Origin of the sequence: Enterobacter cloacae complex sp. 2022EL-00788, from assembly GCF_026627565.1 — a bacterium.
GTDB lineage: Bacteria > Pseudomonadota > Gammaproteobacteria > Enterobacterales > Enterobacteriaceae > Enterobacter > Enterobacter pasteurii.
In genome coordinates this window covers 102,171-114,746 of the sequence record NZ_JAPNMC010000010.1, presented here as the reverse complement: position 1 = coordinate 114,746, position 12,576 = coordinate 102,171, and the positions used below count along the sequence as shown (strand labels likewise).

Annotated in this window: 15 protein-coding genes and 1 pseudogene; 9 read left to right on the top strand and 7 right to left on the bottom strand. The window is 53.6% G+C overall.

Translation table 11 applies throughout. From position 1 onward, the window contains the following. Positions 1-3: 3 nt before the first annotated feature. Positions 4-2,040 (top strand): glycoside hydrolase family 31 protein, encoded by a 2,037-nt coding sequence (locus OWK27_RS16690; protein ID WP_267590796.1) that lies wholly within the window; start codon positions 4-6, stop codon positions 2,038-2,040. A 106-nt stretch (positions 2,041-2,146) separates the two neighbouring features. Then, positions 2,147-2,593, top strand: coding sequence for a DUF441 domain-containing protein (locus tag OWK27_RS16685; RefSeq protein WP_242174497.1), 447 nt, complete (start codon positions 2,147-2,149; stop codon positions 2,591-2,593). Here the strand turns inward: OWK27_RS16685 and OWK27_RS16680 are convergent. Next, positions 2,577-3,368, bottom strand: coding sequence for a helix-turn-helix transcriptional regulator (locus OWK27_RS16680; protein ID WP_324291172.1), 792 nt, complete (start codon positions 3,366-3,368; stop codon positions 2,577-2,579). The two genes, OWK27_RS16685 and OWK27_RS16680, sit on opposite strands and share 17 nt — an antisense overlap. A 99-nt stretch (positions 3,369-3,467) precedes the next feature. Between OWK27_RS16680 and OWK27_RS16675 the strand changes: the two genes are divergently transcribed. Continuing rightward, positions 3,468-4,655, top strand: coding sequence for a CynX/NimT family MFS transporter (locus tag OWK27_RS16675; protein WP_267590832.1), 1,188 nt, complete (start codon positions 3,468-3,470; stop codon positions 4,653-4,655). Between the two features lie 30 nt (positions 4,656-4,685). Here OWK27_RS16675 and OWK27_RS16670 read toward each other — a convergent pair whose 3' ends face one another. Then, positions 4,686-5,393, bottom strand: a complete 708-nt coding sequence (locus OWK27_RS16670; RefSeq protein ID WP_176610601.1) for a CTP synthase — start codon at positions 5,391-5,393, stop codon at positions 4,686-4,688. A 150-nt stretch (positions 5,394-5,543) separates the two neighbouring features. On the opposite strand from OWK27_RS16670, the gene OWK27_RS16665 reads away from it, so the two are divergent. Continuing rightward, a complete protein-coding gene (locus OWK27_RS16665) occupies positions 5,544-5,888 on the top strand; it encodes a DUF488 domain-containing protein (RefSeq protein ID WP_242174499.1) in 345 nt (114 codons plus the stop codon). Here OWK27_RS16665 and OWK27_RS16660 read toward each other — a convergent pair whose 3' ends face one another. Together OWK27_RS16660 and OWK27_RS16655 are read right to left on the bottom strand one after the other, a co-directional pair. Then, entirely contained in the window at positions 5,889-6,194 is a 306-nt protein-coding gene (locus tag OWK27_RS16660; RefSeq protein ID WP_148419160.1) for a hypothetical protein, read from the bottom strand. It abuts the gene before it with no gap. An 80-nt stretch (positions 6,195-6,274) separates the two neighbouring features. Continuing rightward, positions 6,275-6,529, bottom strand: a complete 255-nt coding sequence (locus OWK27_RS16655) for a DUF333 domain-containing protein (RefSeq protein ID WP_176611230.1) — start codon at positions 6,527-6,529, stop codon at positions 6,275-6,277. A gap of 312 nt (positions 6,530-6,841) precedes the next feature. Between OWK27_RS16655 and OWK27_RS16650 the strand changes: the two genes are divergently transcribed. Continuing rightward, positions 6,842-7,870 carry a sensor domain-containing diguanylate cyclase gene (locus OWK27_RS16650; RefSeq protein WP_148419162.1) on the top strand — a complete coding sequence of 343 codons (1,029 nt, stop codon included), beginning with the start codon at positions 6,842-6,844 and terminating at the stop codon, positions 7,868-7,870. A 44-nt stretch (positions 7,871-7,914) separates the two neighbouring features. Beyond that, on the top strand, positions 7,915-8,013 hold the full coding sequence (locus OWK27_RS16645; RefSeq protein ID WP_032673531.1) for a YoaK family small membrane protein: 99 nt from the start codon (positions 7,915-7,917) through the stop codon (positions 8,011-8,013). A gap of 129 nt (positions 8,014-8,142) precedes the next feature. On the opposite strand, the gene OWK27_RS16640 is transcribed toward OWK27_RS16645, so the two are convergent. After that, complete coding sequence (locus OWK27_RS16640; RefSeq protein ID WP_003857896.1) at positions 8,143-8,391, bottom strand: GlsB/YeaQ/YmgE family stress response membrane protein; 249 nt, start codon at positions 8,389-8,391, stop codon at positions 8,143-8,145. Between the two features lie 371 nt (positions 8,392-8,762). Here OWK27_RS16640 and yncL point away from each other — a divergent pair, with 371 nt between their 5' ends. Next, positions 8,763-8,855, top strand: a complete 93-nt coding sequence (gene yncL / locus OWK27_RS16635) for a stress response membrane protein YncL (protein ID WP_148419165.1) — start codon at positions 8,763-8,765, stop codon at positions 8,853-8,855. A 128-nt stretch (positions 8,856-8,983) separates the two neighbouring features. Then, positions 8,984-10,483 (top strand): cyclic diguanylate phosphodiesterase, encoded by a 1,500-nt coding sequence (locus tag OWK27_RS16630; protein WP_267590795.1) that lies wholly within the window; start codon positions 8,984-8,986, stop codon positions 10,481-10,483. A gap of 4 nt (positions 10,484-10,487) precedes the next feature. On the opposite strand, the gene OWK27_RS16625 is transcribed toward OWK27_RS16630, so the two are convergent. Together OWK27_RS16625 and OWK27_RS16620 are read right to left on the bottom strand one after the other, a co-directional pair. After that, positions 10,488-10,733, bottom strand: coding sequence for a DUF2543 family protein (locus OWK27_RS16625; RefSeq protein WP_148419168.1), 246 nt, complete (start codon positions 10,731-10,733; stop codon positions 10,488-10,490). Between the two features lie 75 nt (positions 10,734-10,808). After that, positions 10,809-10,937, bottom strand: a pseudogene (locus OWK27_RS16620) (NADP-dependent isocitrate dehydrogenase); the annotation flags it as partial. Positions 10,938-11,361: 424 nt separating this feature from the next. Between OWK27_RS16620 and OWK27_RS16615 the strand changes: the two are divergent. Then, entirely contained in the window at positions 11,362-12,453 is a 1,092-nt protein-coding gene (locus tag OWK27_RS16615; RefSeq protein ID WP_252003473.1) for a glycosyltransferase family 9 protein, read from the top strand. Positions 12,454-12,576: the final 123 nt, after the last annotated feature.

Genomic DNA, 12,576 nt, shown 5'->3' with positions numbered 1-12,576 from the left:
TCCATGAGTGAGCTGATTCAGCATTCCAACAGTATTGAATGGCGATTTGAACGCCAGACCCTGCGTATTGAACCCTGGGGGGAAAACAGCCTGCGCGTCAGGGCCACCTGCTCGCCCACGTTTGATGACGCCCTGCAGGCGCTGCTGCCCGCAGCACCTTGCCAGGCAGAGATTACCGCCGAAGCAGAAAGCCTGACGCTGCGTAACGGCAATATTACCGCGACGCTGAACCTGAAAGGCCAGCTGGCCTTCTACAACCAGCGCGGTGAACTGCTGCTGGAGGAGATGTGGCGCCAGCGCTCAACCGTCGGGATCGGCGCCAGCGAGAAGAGTCAGGATAAGTATGTCAGCGCCCTGAAGCTGGATGGCCGCGAGTTTAAGCCGCTGACGGGAGGGAAATACCAGCTCACCGTTCGCTTTGAGTCGCGGGCGGATGAACGCCTCTACGGCATGGGTCAGTATCAACAGCCGTGGCTGGATCTGAAAGGCTGTACGCTGGAGCTGGCGCAGCGCAATTCCCAGGCCAGCGTGCCCTTTATGCAGTCCAGCCTTGGCTACGGCCTGCTGTGGAACAATCCGGCGATTGGTGAAGTCAGTTTTGCGAAAAATCAGACGGAGTGGCGCGCCCGCGTGACCGGCGAAATGGACTACTGGATCACAGCCGCCGACGCGGTGGCGGATATCACCCGCCAGTACGCGAAAGCCACCGGTACGCCACCGCCAGCCCCGGCGTTTATCAGTGGCCTGTGGCAGTGTAAATTGCGCTACCGCACGCAGCAGGAGGTGCTGGAGGTCGCCCGCGAGTATCGCCGCCGCAACCTGCCGCTGTCGGTTATGGTCATCGACTTTTTCCACTGGCCGAACCAGGGCACCTGGTGCTTCGATCCCGTGGACTGGCCCAATCCTGAAGCGATGGTCAACGAACTGCGCGAAATGGGCATTGCCCTGATGGTATCGGTGTGGCCAACGGTAGAAGCCCGCAGCCCGCTTTATCCGCTGATGAAGGCGAAGGGCTGGCTGGTCAGCAGCGAACGCGGCGTGCAGGTTAACCTCGATTTTATGGGCAATACCACGTTCTTTGACGCCACGCACCCCGAGGCGCGCAGGTTCGTCTGGGACACGGTGAAGAAGAATTATTATGACCTGGGGATAAAGCTGTTCTGGCTCGACGAGGCGGAGCCGGAATACCGCGCCTATGATTTTGACAACTACCGCTATCACGCCGGCCCGGTGCTGGAGGTGGGCAACCGCTATCCGCGTGATTTTGCGCAGGGATTTTACGATGGGCTACGGGCAAACGGTGAAACCGACATTGTTAACCTCGTACGCTGCGCCTGGGCAGGCAGCCAGCGCTACGGCGTGCTGGCGTGGTCGGGGGACGTTCACTCCTCGTTTCACGCCTTCCGCAATCAGCTCGCCGCCGGGCTGAATATGGGGCTGGCGGGGATCCCCTGGTGGACCACCGATATCGGCGGCTTCCAGGGAGGTAACGTTAACGATCCGGCGTTTCACGAACTACTGGTTCGCTGGTTCCAGTGGGCGGTGTTCACGCCGGTTCTGCGCATGCACGGCTACCGCGAGCCGCAGATCCAGCCACCGGAGCGCTACCGGGACGGCATTCCTCAGTGTAACAGCGGTTCGCCTAACGAGCTGTGGAGCTACGGTGAAGAGAATTACGCCATCATGCAGCACTGGCTTACCGTGCGTGAAACCCTGCGTCCGTATATTGACGCGCTGTATCAACAGGCGCATCAGCACGGCGACCCGCTTATGCGCCCGCTGTTCTGGCACTATCCGCAGGATAAGCAGAGCTGGGAGTGCGAAGATCAGTACCTGTTCGGCGAAGACCTTCTCGTGGCGCCGGTAATGCACGCCGGCCAGCGCGAGCGCGAGGTCTGGCTTCCGCCAGGCAATGGCTGGATCGCCCTGAACGGCGAGCGCTACCCTGGCGGTGAACATATCCGCGTCGCCGCCGCGCTCGAAACCATCCCGGTATTTATCCGTGAGGGCAGCCCGCTGGTGGACGATCTGGTGAACTGATTTCAGGCAAGCGCCCAAAAATAGACAATTTTTTTCGTAAAGCCTGTTTGCTGCCGCGTTTGCGCGTAAAGTAAGCAGGCTTACTATTTTTGGCAAGGATCACCTCATGCTCGACCCTACTCTTCTCATCCTTCTGGCGCTGGCAGCGCTGGGTTTTGTCAGCCACAACACGACGGTGGCTATCTCCATTCTGGTGCTTATCATTGTTCGCGTCACGCCGTTAAACACCTTCTTCCCGTGGATAGAAAAACAGGGGCTTACCATCGGGATCATCATTTTAACCATCGGCGTGATGGCACCGATTGCCAGCGGTACGCTTCCGGCCTCAACGCTGCTCCACTCCTTTGTGAACTGGAAGTCGCTGGTGGCAATTGCGGTGGGTATTTTTGTCTCATGGCTTGGCGGACGCGGCGTGACCCTGATGAGCAGCCAGCCTTCTCTGGTAGCGGGTCTGCTGGTCGGCACCGTGCTGGGCGTGGCGCTGTTTCGCGGTGTGCCGGTTGGCCCGCTGATTGCCGCCGGGCTGGTTTCGCTGTTTATCGGGAAGTCGTAGTCAGGCTGGCAATATAGCGGGCAGGCGTCTGGCCCAGCCCTTTCTTAAACATGGTGATGAAGGCGGTGGTGGAGTCATACCCCAGCGCCTGCGCCACCTGCTGCACCGACCTGCCGCCGATAAGCAGCTGCAACGCGACGATCAGCTGGAGCTGGTGCCGCCAGCGGCGAAAGCTTAAGCCGGTCTCTTTCACCACCAGCCGCGCCAGATTGCGCTCGCTCATGGCAAAGCGGCTTGCCCACTGGGCGAGCGTCTGCCAGGCGGCTGGCTCGTTTGCCATGGTCTCACTCATCAGACGAATTTTCGGATGCGGAGAAACCGGCAGCTGTAAATGCTCTTGCGGCTGCAGGGGCAGTTCATCAAACAGGACGTCAACCAGCCGGGCGGTGGCGGGAAGATGCCGTTCATCCCGGGATCTGTCCGCCAGCGACAGCACCAGCTCCCGGACCAGGGGCGATATTTTGAGGGTGCAGGAGCGCGTCGGCAGCTCGAGCGCTCCGGGCTCAATAAACAGCAGGCAGAGCTGCGCGCCGGGCGTCGCCTTGTTGCTGTGCGGCGTTTGACCGGGGATCCACACCGCATACTGTGGCGGTACCATCAGCATCGCGTTCTGCACCTCGCAGGTGATCGCGCCACCCAGCGCCATTATCAGCTGCCCCTTGCGGTGCTGATGCAGCGGTATATGCTGTTCTTCCGCCACGACGCGAATGCGAAAGGCAACCGCCGCATCGTGCTGGCTGTCGGGATCGTAGCCATCGAGACCCAGTCCGTGCATAATTTTGTCCGATATTAGCGATAAACTGTCATTTTAGCCTGATTTCAACCACGACTTAAATCGGTATCGTATGCGCTCGCCTGAACGTAAGAGACAATGATGACTACTGCTATTCAACCTTCCGGGAAACAGGGTGCGCTGCTGATTGCCGGCATCCTGATGATTGCCACAACGCTGCGCGTCACGTTTACCGGCGTCGCCCCCCTGCTCGACACCATTCGCCAGGACTATGGCTTAAGCACTGCGCAAACCGGCCTGCTCACGACGCTGACTCTGCTGGCCTTCGCCTTTATTTCGCCCCTTGCCGCAGGCGTCGCGCGAAAAATGGGCATGGAGCGCAGCCTCTTCGTTGCCCTGCTGCTGATTTGCATCGGGATTGGGGTGCGTTCACTGCCGTCAGCCTCTCTGCTGTTTACCGGTACCGCGATCGTCGGCTGCGGGATTGCGCTGGGCAACGTGCTGTTGCCCGGACTCATCAAACGCGATTTTCCGGGCCAGGTGGCGAAACTCACCGGGGCTTACTCGCTGACGATGGGGGCCGCCGCTGCCGCAGGATCGGCGCTGATCGTCCCGCTGTCGCTGGGAAGCGCAGGCTGGCACGGTGCGCTGCTGATGCTGATGTTCTTCCCGCTGGTGGCGCTGCTCCTGTGGTTACCGCAGTGGCGCCACAGGCCTGCCGCCACCCTGACGGGAGCGGGCGCGTTGCACAATCGCGCCATCTGGCGCTCCGCCCTCGCCTGGCAGGTAACGCTTTTTCTGGGTATCAACTCGCTGATTTACTACGTCATTATCGGCTGGTTGCCCGCGATTCTGCTCAGCCACGGCTACAGCGAAACGCAGGCTGGCTCCATGCACGGGCTTCTCCAGCTGGCGACCGCTGTCCCCGGCCTCGCTATCCCGCTGATCCTGCATCGTCTTAACGATCAGCGCGGCATTGCGGGGGCTGTCGCCCTGATGTGCGCCGTGAGCGCGGCCGGATTCTGGTTTGCACCGACGCTGGCCGTCGTGTGGACGCTGGTGTTTGGCTTTGGATCTGGCGCCACCATGATCCTCGGCCTGACGTTCATCGGGCTGCGGGCCAGCTCGGCCCATCAGGCCGCCGCGCTCTCCGGTATGGCCCAGTCGATTGGCTATCTGCTGGCGGCCTGCGGTCCACCGCTGATGGGGAAAATTCACGACGCTGCCGGAGACTGGCACATTCCCCTGATCGCCTGCGCGCTGGCCGCGGTGGTGATGGCCCTCTGCGGCGTGCTTGCCGGGCGTGACCGGGAAATCACGCCCCGCTGACAGCCAGAGCAGACCTTCCGGTCTGCTTTATCAACCCTGCGCCGCCCGCAGCATGGCCTGCACCAGCACTACCGGGCGCCCTTGCAGCGCGGCGCGTTCATGCTGGAACAGGGTGATCACAAAGAAGGGATGAGTCACCAGCTCTGCCGCGCGGATCTCGCCCTGCTCGTCCCAGCCCGTCACGCGCATGTCGCCCCGCTCAAGTTCGAGGGCAAACTCAGGCGAGACGCCGTAGCTGCAATGATAGCCTTCCTCAATTTCCGGCCTACCGTACGCTTTAGCAATCAGCGTGTTATTACGCAGCTCAATTGCATCGGTCTTTTCCACCAGCGAGCAGGCCAGGGGCGCAATCACCATCGTTCCTTCCGCGTCGGTTTCGGCGTGGGCCGCGTCGTGCCAGCCCAGCACGTTGCGGGCGTATTCAATCAGCGCATGCTGGAACCCGCCGCAGGTCCCGAGGAACGGAATGCCGTTTTCTCGGGCGTAACGCGCCGCGATAAACGCCGCCTCGGCGTTTTTATACGGGCTTGCCGGCACCAGCCAGATGGCGTCGTAACCGACCAGGTCTTCGGGGCTGGTGAGCTCTTGCGTGGCGATCCAGTCATAATCAGCGGTGAGCTCCAGCACCGCAGCGGCGTCGTCGATCGCCAGCGGAATCGCCTGGTGCGCAATAACATCGGAATTGTAATCACCAACCAGCGCAATGCGCAGCGTCGTTTTAACCGGGGAGAGTTCCATGAGGGATTCCTTATGCCAGAGGATTTTCAGATAACATAAGGAACCTCAGACTACCGATCTTTTGCAGTTATCACAATACCTTAAATTGGGTGGGTTAAAAGCTGATGCTATAGTGTTCTCGCTAAACGTCTTACGGTATGAGGAGGAAGCGTGATTCAGTGTAAGCGCGTGTATGAGCAACCGCATTCAGAAGATGGTTACCGTATCCTGGTAGACAGGCTCTGGCCGAGGGGAATTAAAAAGACCGACCTCGCGTATGATGAGTGGTGCAAATCCCTGACGCCTTCCGGCGAACTGCGAAAAGCCTTCCACGGTGAAGCTATCGATTTCACCGCGTTCAGCGAAGCGTACCGAAAAGAGCTGGCGCAGCATGTGGACGAAGGAAAACGCGTCGCAGCCATCGCCCGCCAGCAGACGGTAACGCTACTCTATGGCGCAAAAGATACGCAGCAGAATCACGCCCGTGTGCTGGCGGACTGGCTGCGCAGCCTGTAGTTAACCGATCGCCAGCTCATCGTGGACCTCAGGCATGGCGTCCGGGGTGAGCGGTATAAGATGCTCCGGGCGGACAAAGGCAAAGCCGTGCTGGTTATCAAACGCGAATACGTCACCGGTAACCAGCCACAGCGCACGCTCTGACGTGGCGGGTAGCTGCGTCATGACGCCGTTAACCGGGTTGACGAAACGCTGGCCAGGCTGACAAAGGCCAAACAGCTCAACGGATTTACCGATATTTCTACGGCCTGCCGCCGTACGCGCACCCACGATCATCGCCATGCTGCCCGGTTTTAACTGAAACATACTTCTTCTCGCAATCGTGCCGCCAGAAACTGGCTAAGAATAATCCTAAAGAGAAGTGTATCGCAGTTTTAATACCGCTGTCATCTGGTCGGTTGCGGGCGATCGCGACGGTAGAGCTCCCATTCATCGATCGCTTCTCCCCCAGGCAGCTTACATTTGGTGCGCACGCCCTGAGGGCTTTGTACGGGGATTTGCTCTCCCCCTTTCTCCAGGCAGTGTACTGAAGCCGGATTCGCCATACCGATAGCGTGCGGGGGCTTAGGCGCATCGGGCGGGGTTGGCTTTGTTGAACATGCGGCAAGGGGTAACGCCAGCGCCAGAAGAAGATATTTCATCATTACGATCCTTCAGGTGTTGTAAAAACCTCAGAGTAACGGCTCATCACCGTTTTCTCCATGATTTCTCCATTAAACCTGCACTATTCACCCCTATAGTGGTACTCGTTCTCACACTGACCAGAGAACAACATTCCATAATCAAGATGTTTTGCCCCGATCTCCGCGTCGGGGCTTTTTTTTGGCATCTCATCCCCGCGCCCTGAAGAATATATAAAATTTTTCATATTCATGTTTTACTATTACTGGAGTCTATATTTTCAGCATAACATGCAGTTACAGAGGCCTTCTGCATGGGAGTCGACCAGCCTAATGTCAGATATCATTCTTGCCCGCGTTTCGGAAACCCTCTCAACTGAGCAATCTCTCGACAGCCTGGTGCGACAGCTGCTGGAAATGCTGGAAATTGTGACGGATATGGAGTCAACCTACCTGACCAAAGTCGATATCGACGCGCGTTTGCAGCACATTCTCTATGCCCGTAACAGCAAGCAGATGCAGATCCCGGAAGGGTTCAGCGTGCCCTGGGACGAGACGCTGTGCAAGCGCGCCATCGACAGCGATACGTTGTTCAGCAACGAGGTGCCCGACCGCTGGCCGGAGTGCGTGGCAGCAAAAGCGCTGGGTATCACGACCTATATGAGCGTGCCCGTTCATCTTGCCGATGGTTCTCTGTACGGAACGCTATGCGCAGCCAGCACCGAAAAGAAACTGTTCAGCGATCGCGGCGAACAGGTGATCCGACTCTTCGCCGGGTTAATTGCCCAGTACATCCAGAAAGAGTCGCTTGTGCTCCAGCTTCGCGAAGCAAACGCGGCGCTGATTGCCCACTCCTACACCGACGCCCTCACCGGCCTGCCGAACCGGCGCGCCATATTCGAAAACCTGACGACCCTGTTTTCGCTGGCGCGCCATCTTCAGCGCAACGTCACGATCGCCTTTATCGACCTTGATGATTTCAAGCGCATTAATGACCATTACGGGCATGAAGCGGGAGATCGGTTCCTTATTCAGGTCGGCGCGCGTCTGACGGACCAACAAACCCAGGACGAGATCATTGGCCGCCTCGGCGGGGATGAATTTCTGGTTGCCTGCCTGAGTAAAAGCGATGATGGCGATACCGGTTCAGAGATAAGCGCGATTAAGACCAGCCTCAACGATCGTATCGCGGGCGAATACGGGTTGGGGAATGTCACTATCAGATATCCGGGGGCAAGTATTGGCGTGATTATTGTCGATCCGCACAGCACCGATGAGGATAGCGCCCTGCGCACCGCTGACGTCGCGATGTATCAGGATAAAAAAGGAAAAAGCAAAACAGGCTTTGTCGCACTGGATTAAGCCCGTACACTCTACGGCCTTAAGCAAACAAAACGGGTGATGGTATGAGAATAGGGATCCTCTTTCCGGTTGTGATATTTATCACGGCAGTCGTCTTTTTGGGCTGGTTTTTCATTGGCGGATACGCCGCGCCGGGGGCATAAATGAGAAAAACGACCATTATCATGCTCATCGTGGCCGCAGTGGCCGTCGCCGGTACGCAGATGGGCTGGTGGTAACGCTCAAAGTAAAAAGGCCGCCGTCAGGCAGCCTTTTTTTAACACAGGTCAGATTTAGCTTTTGATTTTTCTGTAGATAAACAGAACAACCAGCGCGCCAATCACCGCGACGACAAAGCTGCCGAAGTTGAAGCCATCAACTCTGCCAAATCCGAACAGGGTACTGATCCAGCCACCGACGACTGCACCCACAATCCCCAGAATGATCGTGACGATGAAACCGCCGCCATCTTTGCCCGGCATAATCCACTTCGCCAGGATACCCGCAATCAGCCCAAAGATAATCCAGGATAAAATTCCCATAGCTTTCCTCTCTGTATGGTTTTTGTCATTAAATCAACGACACAGAAAAGGATAGCACAGGATCTGAGAAAGGAAATTTGTGATAAGAATCACACGGTTCGTTTGAGCAAAATCTGAACAGAAAAAAATCGTCGTTCCACATAAAACGTGGGGTTGCATCTTTTGTTGAGAAAGATTATCTTTCTCAATACTGAATAGTTGAGCAAAACACTCAGGTATTCAGTACGACATTGCTCACATTGCTTCCAGTATTTCTTGCCCACCTCTGAGTGGGCTTTTTTTTGCGCAAAACCACCAGAATTCAGCGTTTTTTCTGCATCCGTGAGACGCTATTCTCTACGGCTTCTTAACAGCACAATGGCTTTGATAACATGAACGTATCGAGCAAGTTTGTCATTTGCCTTAACCTTGTTTCTGCCAGTACGCTACTGTTACTGCTTTCAGCCCGGTATGCGTGGTTCTGAAAGGCATGAAGCCCGGCACGCCTGCGGGCTTTATCGTTGACCCCATGCGGGTTTCATTCTGCGATTTGTAGCTTTTATAGCCTGTGTTAAGATCCCAGCACTTAAGGACGTGGCGGGACAGCAGGAAAATGAAGAAGATCATTACCGTTGCTATCATCTCAACATTACTGGTCATCCTGTCCCTGTATGCTGTTAACGCCATCATCGTTGAGCAGCAAAAGAACCGGCAGCTGGACGTTTCCCGGACGCTTTTGCACTATTCCGAAGACCTGACGCAAAATATTACCAGCACCCTCAAAAATACCTCCGCCCGGGGATGCGATAACGCAAGCCTGGACATATACCGAAAATTAAAAATCCAGAGCCCCCATATCGCCGACGTGGGGTTTATCGAAAAAGGTAAAATCGTCTGCACCGCGTTCTGGGGCAGGCTGGCAAACCCCGTCGCCCTGCCCTCCGAGCTTCATAACACCTTAAACGGATTCAGCCTCGCGCAATTTTCGCAGAAAGGGTTCTTTACGGGCAACGCGACCATTTTTAATCATCTTATTATTTTCACCTCACGTTCGGCTTACGACAAATTTACTCCCGTTACGGCGAACTACTCGCTTCGCACTTCCACCCGGGATTTCGACAGAACCTTTTTCACCGTCGCGCCGTCCAGTGACGAACAGAGCCAGATAACATCCCCGTTATTTACGCAGTCCGTTACGCAATGCAGCAGGCAATGGGATTTGTGCGTTACCGTCACCCACTACGACGCCGGGCTGGCCTCGCTGTCGGGCATCGTCATGGTGCTGCTTTGCCTGTTTTTATATTTTATCTGGGTCGCCCTGACGCTGTTTTCGTTTCGAATTTACGAAGACCGCCTTTCGCTGGAGCGCACGCTGGTCAAAGCGGTTAAAGCGAACACGATAAGCGTGCATTTTCAGCCCATTATCCGGGTTAGCGATAAAAAAATTGTCGGCGTAGAGGTTCTGTCGAGATGGCGGGATAACAACCATAAAGACGTCTCTCCTGAGCTATTCATTCCGTTAATCAAAAAGATTGGGCTGTATCCCTATTACTACACCAACATGATTAAAAAATCGCTTGCAGAAATTGCCCCGCTGGCCAATGAATATCAGCTGATGGTTTCAGTGAACGTTGGCAGAACGGAAATTGAAGACGGCAAATTCCTGGCCGTTTTACGTCGCGAATGTTTGCTGAACAACATGCCGTTATCGCTGATAAAGGTTGAGTTATCCGAGAATGGGGTCTCTACGTCGGCGATCCTTGAGGAATTTTGTGAAGAACTCAAATCAGCGGGGGTGAAGATCTCTATCGACGATTTTGGCGTGCAAAACTCTAATCTTGCCAGGCTGACGAACCTGAAGTATGACGAGATCAAGGTCGATAAGTCGCTAGTGGATGGCATCAACGAAGATTACAAACAGGATATCCTGGCGATCTTTAGCGATGCGCTCGCCAAACTGCAAAAAACCCTTGTTTTTGAAGGGGTTGAGAGCGAAACGCAATATCAATTTATCGCCCAGAGATATCCCGATGCCCTGATACAAGGGTGGTATTTTTCAAAATCGCTGCCGCGGCAGGATCTGGCCCGCCTGCTGGCAAACACGGCGCGATAGTGCGTTACTCATTACCCCACTGATTCAGGAACCTGGCGATATCGTCAATACGTTCTTCATCAATAGCCGCCTGGGCCGCCATCTCATGCTGCGCCTCTTCATCAATCTCTTCATTATTGTACAGACGGGTGAGCAGCATCTGGAAATAGCGGGCCAGCGGCGTGCGTTCCGCCTCATCCACCGGCTTCGCAGATTCTGTGGCATATTCATCGACAATGTCGTAAAACCTGAGCGGGATATCGTTGGTCATAGCGTTGTTTCCCTCTTTTATGCATAAAAAACGGGAACCCTCAGGCTCCCGTTCACGTTTAACCCAGCGAGTGGATTACATGTTCGCGACGATCGCGTCGCCAAACTCTGAGCATTTCAGCAGCTTAGCGACTTCCATACCTTCAACGATCCGGCCAGGGGCTTCGTACCATTCCATGTGACGCAGGAGTATTTCATCGGAAATTTGATTATTGATGGATAGAAAAGGAAACACAACAGATAAATTATAATTTTAATGCAACCCTGGCTCCTCACCAACCAATGATTTAGCGTAACCATCTTTGGGATTGTTTGGTACTTTTGAGGATTAAGTAATTATTCACTTTCTGGTATTGGCGTATCCCTCTTTTCTTCCATGGCCTATACTTTCAGTTTGCTCTCTGGCTGCAGCCATTTGCATAAGCTTCCCGCAGCGTTGATAATGCGGGCGAACGCTGAGTGGGTATGAGAACCTTCTTTGTCGCACTAAAGCCGTAATTTTGCTCTTTAAACGCAACGGGGGACGTTGCTGCATACGTTTTTCAGCTTAGCCGAAGCTATTGCTTCTGACGAGGCAGCTCGGTTAGCATTAGGATAAATTATCAATATTTCAAGATAAGGGGAAGAGCGTGATCAAATGGCTTAGGAAAGCAAACAGATCAAAAAATTATTATCTGAAAAGGACGAAATTAAAGCTTAAGCTTAGCCTCTTAAGTGAAATTACTGCTCGCGCTCGCTCTAAAAATATCGGTCATGATTTAGGCACAGATCATTTAGTAATCCCTTTCATCGCTAAGGGTATCGGAGATGCGGTTGTTATCGGGGGAGTGATTGATACTCTGGTGAAAAACGATTTCCAGGTCTCTGTTATTGCTGATAAAAAAACGCATTTTTTATTTAAGGAATGGACGACATTAGCAGGTTTGTATTTATATGAACCTCATAATAAAAAACCTTTGCTTAATGAACTGAAGACAATAGGGCCCTTCGCGTTCATTGACTCGCATGAGATTACTCATTCAAATATTGATACATTCAATTTAATTAGGCTTGCAAGGCCTTTTAGAACCGTCGGCTTTACGGAAAAGTATCGAATTTATGATGAAGTCATCAATATTAAACATCCTCAGTCACACATAAGCACCAGGTATGTAGATTTACTTGAACGCTTAGGTATCTCGGTAACAGATTATGATTATTCTGTAATCATTCCTGAAAAAGATGCTGCAGCCGCCCGGAAATTCATGCAAAAAACCACCGATAAAAAGATAATTTCCTTTATTCCTTACGGTAGCGTTAGTGAACGTTTTTTCTCCGACTTACAAATTGAAGCTATAACGAACCATATTTCAAAATACAGTCATTCATATCACACCATCATCATCGGTGAACAACACAAAATTGCCGCTATCCCTGATTCAGAGAATGTCACAAAAAACACAGTTCCATCATTCTTTTCAGCTGCACAGATAATTAAAGATAGCGCGCTGATCATTTCGCCAGATACATCATTTGTACATGTCTCAAGAGCTTTTAACAAAAAAATTATATGCGTCTACCCCTTCAAGATTATCGGCGAATCTGCTGATAACGCCGATGTTTGGGGGCCAAATTATAAATCAGCAATACAGCTTAGATTGAAAGAACGCCGCGTTATGGATGCCGATGTTCGACCTATACTAAATATGATAGATGAACAATTGAAAGATATAACAAATTAAGGTTTCGTATAGATATAAATATAATATCGTGATCGAATTTTACTCAGTCTTCTCAGGTCTCTCTATGTTTATGGCCTGAGGCTCACTCACTCCTGGCAATTGCTTAAAGTTTGCAAATTTTTA

Excerpts from the sequence above, each read along its gene's own strand:
- OWK27_RS16690 (WP_267590796.1), top strand. The coding sequence starts at position 4 with ATGAGTGAGCTGATTCAGCATTCCAACAGTATTGAATGGCGATTTGAA.
- OWK27_RS16685 (WP_242174497.1), top strand. The coding sequence starts at position 2,147 with ATGCTCGACCCTACTCTTCTCATCCTTCTGGCGCTGGCAGCGCTGGGT.
- OWK27_RS16680 (WP_324291172.1), bottom strand. The coding sequence starts at position 3,368 with ATGCACGGACTGGGTCTCGATGGCTACGATCCCGACAGCCAGCACGAT.
- OWK27_RS16675 (WP_267590832.1), top strand. The coding sequence starts at position 3,468 with ATGACTACTGCTATTCAACCTTCCGGGAAACAGGGTGCGCTGCTGATT.
- OWK27_RS16670 (WP_176610601.1), bottom strand. The coding sequence starts at position 5,393 with ATGGAACTCTCCCCGGTTAAAACGACGCTGCGCATTGCGCTGGTTGGT.
- OWK27_RS16660 (WP_148419160.1), bottom strand. The coding sequence starts at position 6,194 with ATGTTTCAGTTAAAACCGGGCAGCATGGCGATGATCGTGGGTGCGCGT.
- OWK27_RS16655 (WP_176611230.1), bottom strand. The coding sequence starts at position 6,529 with ATGAAATATCTTCTTCTGGCGCTGGCGTTACCCCTTGCCGCATGTTCA.
- OWK27_RS16650 (WP_148419162.1), top strand. The coding sequence starts at position 6,842 with ATGTCAGATATCATTCTTGCCCGCGTTTCGGAAACCCTCTCAACTGAG.
- OWK27_RS16645 (WP_032673531.1), top strand. The coding sequence starts at position 7,915 with ATGAGAATAGGGATCCTCTTTCCGGTTGTGATATTTATCACGGCAGTC.
- OWK27_RS16640 (WP_003857896.1), bottom strand. The coding sequence starts at position 8,391 with ATGGGAATTTTATCCTGGATTATCTTTGGGCTGATTGCGGGTATCCTG.
- yncL (WP_148419165.1), top strand. The coding sequence starts at position 8,763 with ATGAACGTATCGAGCAAGTTTGTCATTTGCCTTAACCTTGTTTCTGCC.
- OWK27_RS16630 (WP_267590795.1), top strand. The coding sequence starts at position 8,984 with ATGAAGAAGATCATTACCGTTGCTATCATCTCAACATTACTGGTCATC.
- OWK27_RS16625 (WP_148419168.1), bottom strand. The coding sequence starts at position 10,733 with ATGACCAACGATATCCCGCTCAGGTTTTACGACATTGTCGATGAATAT.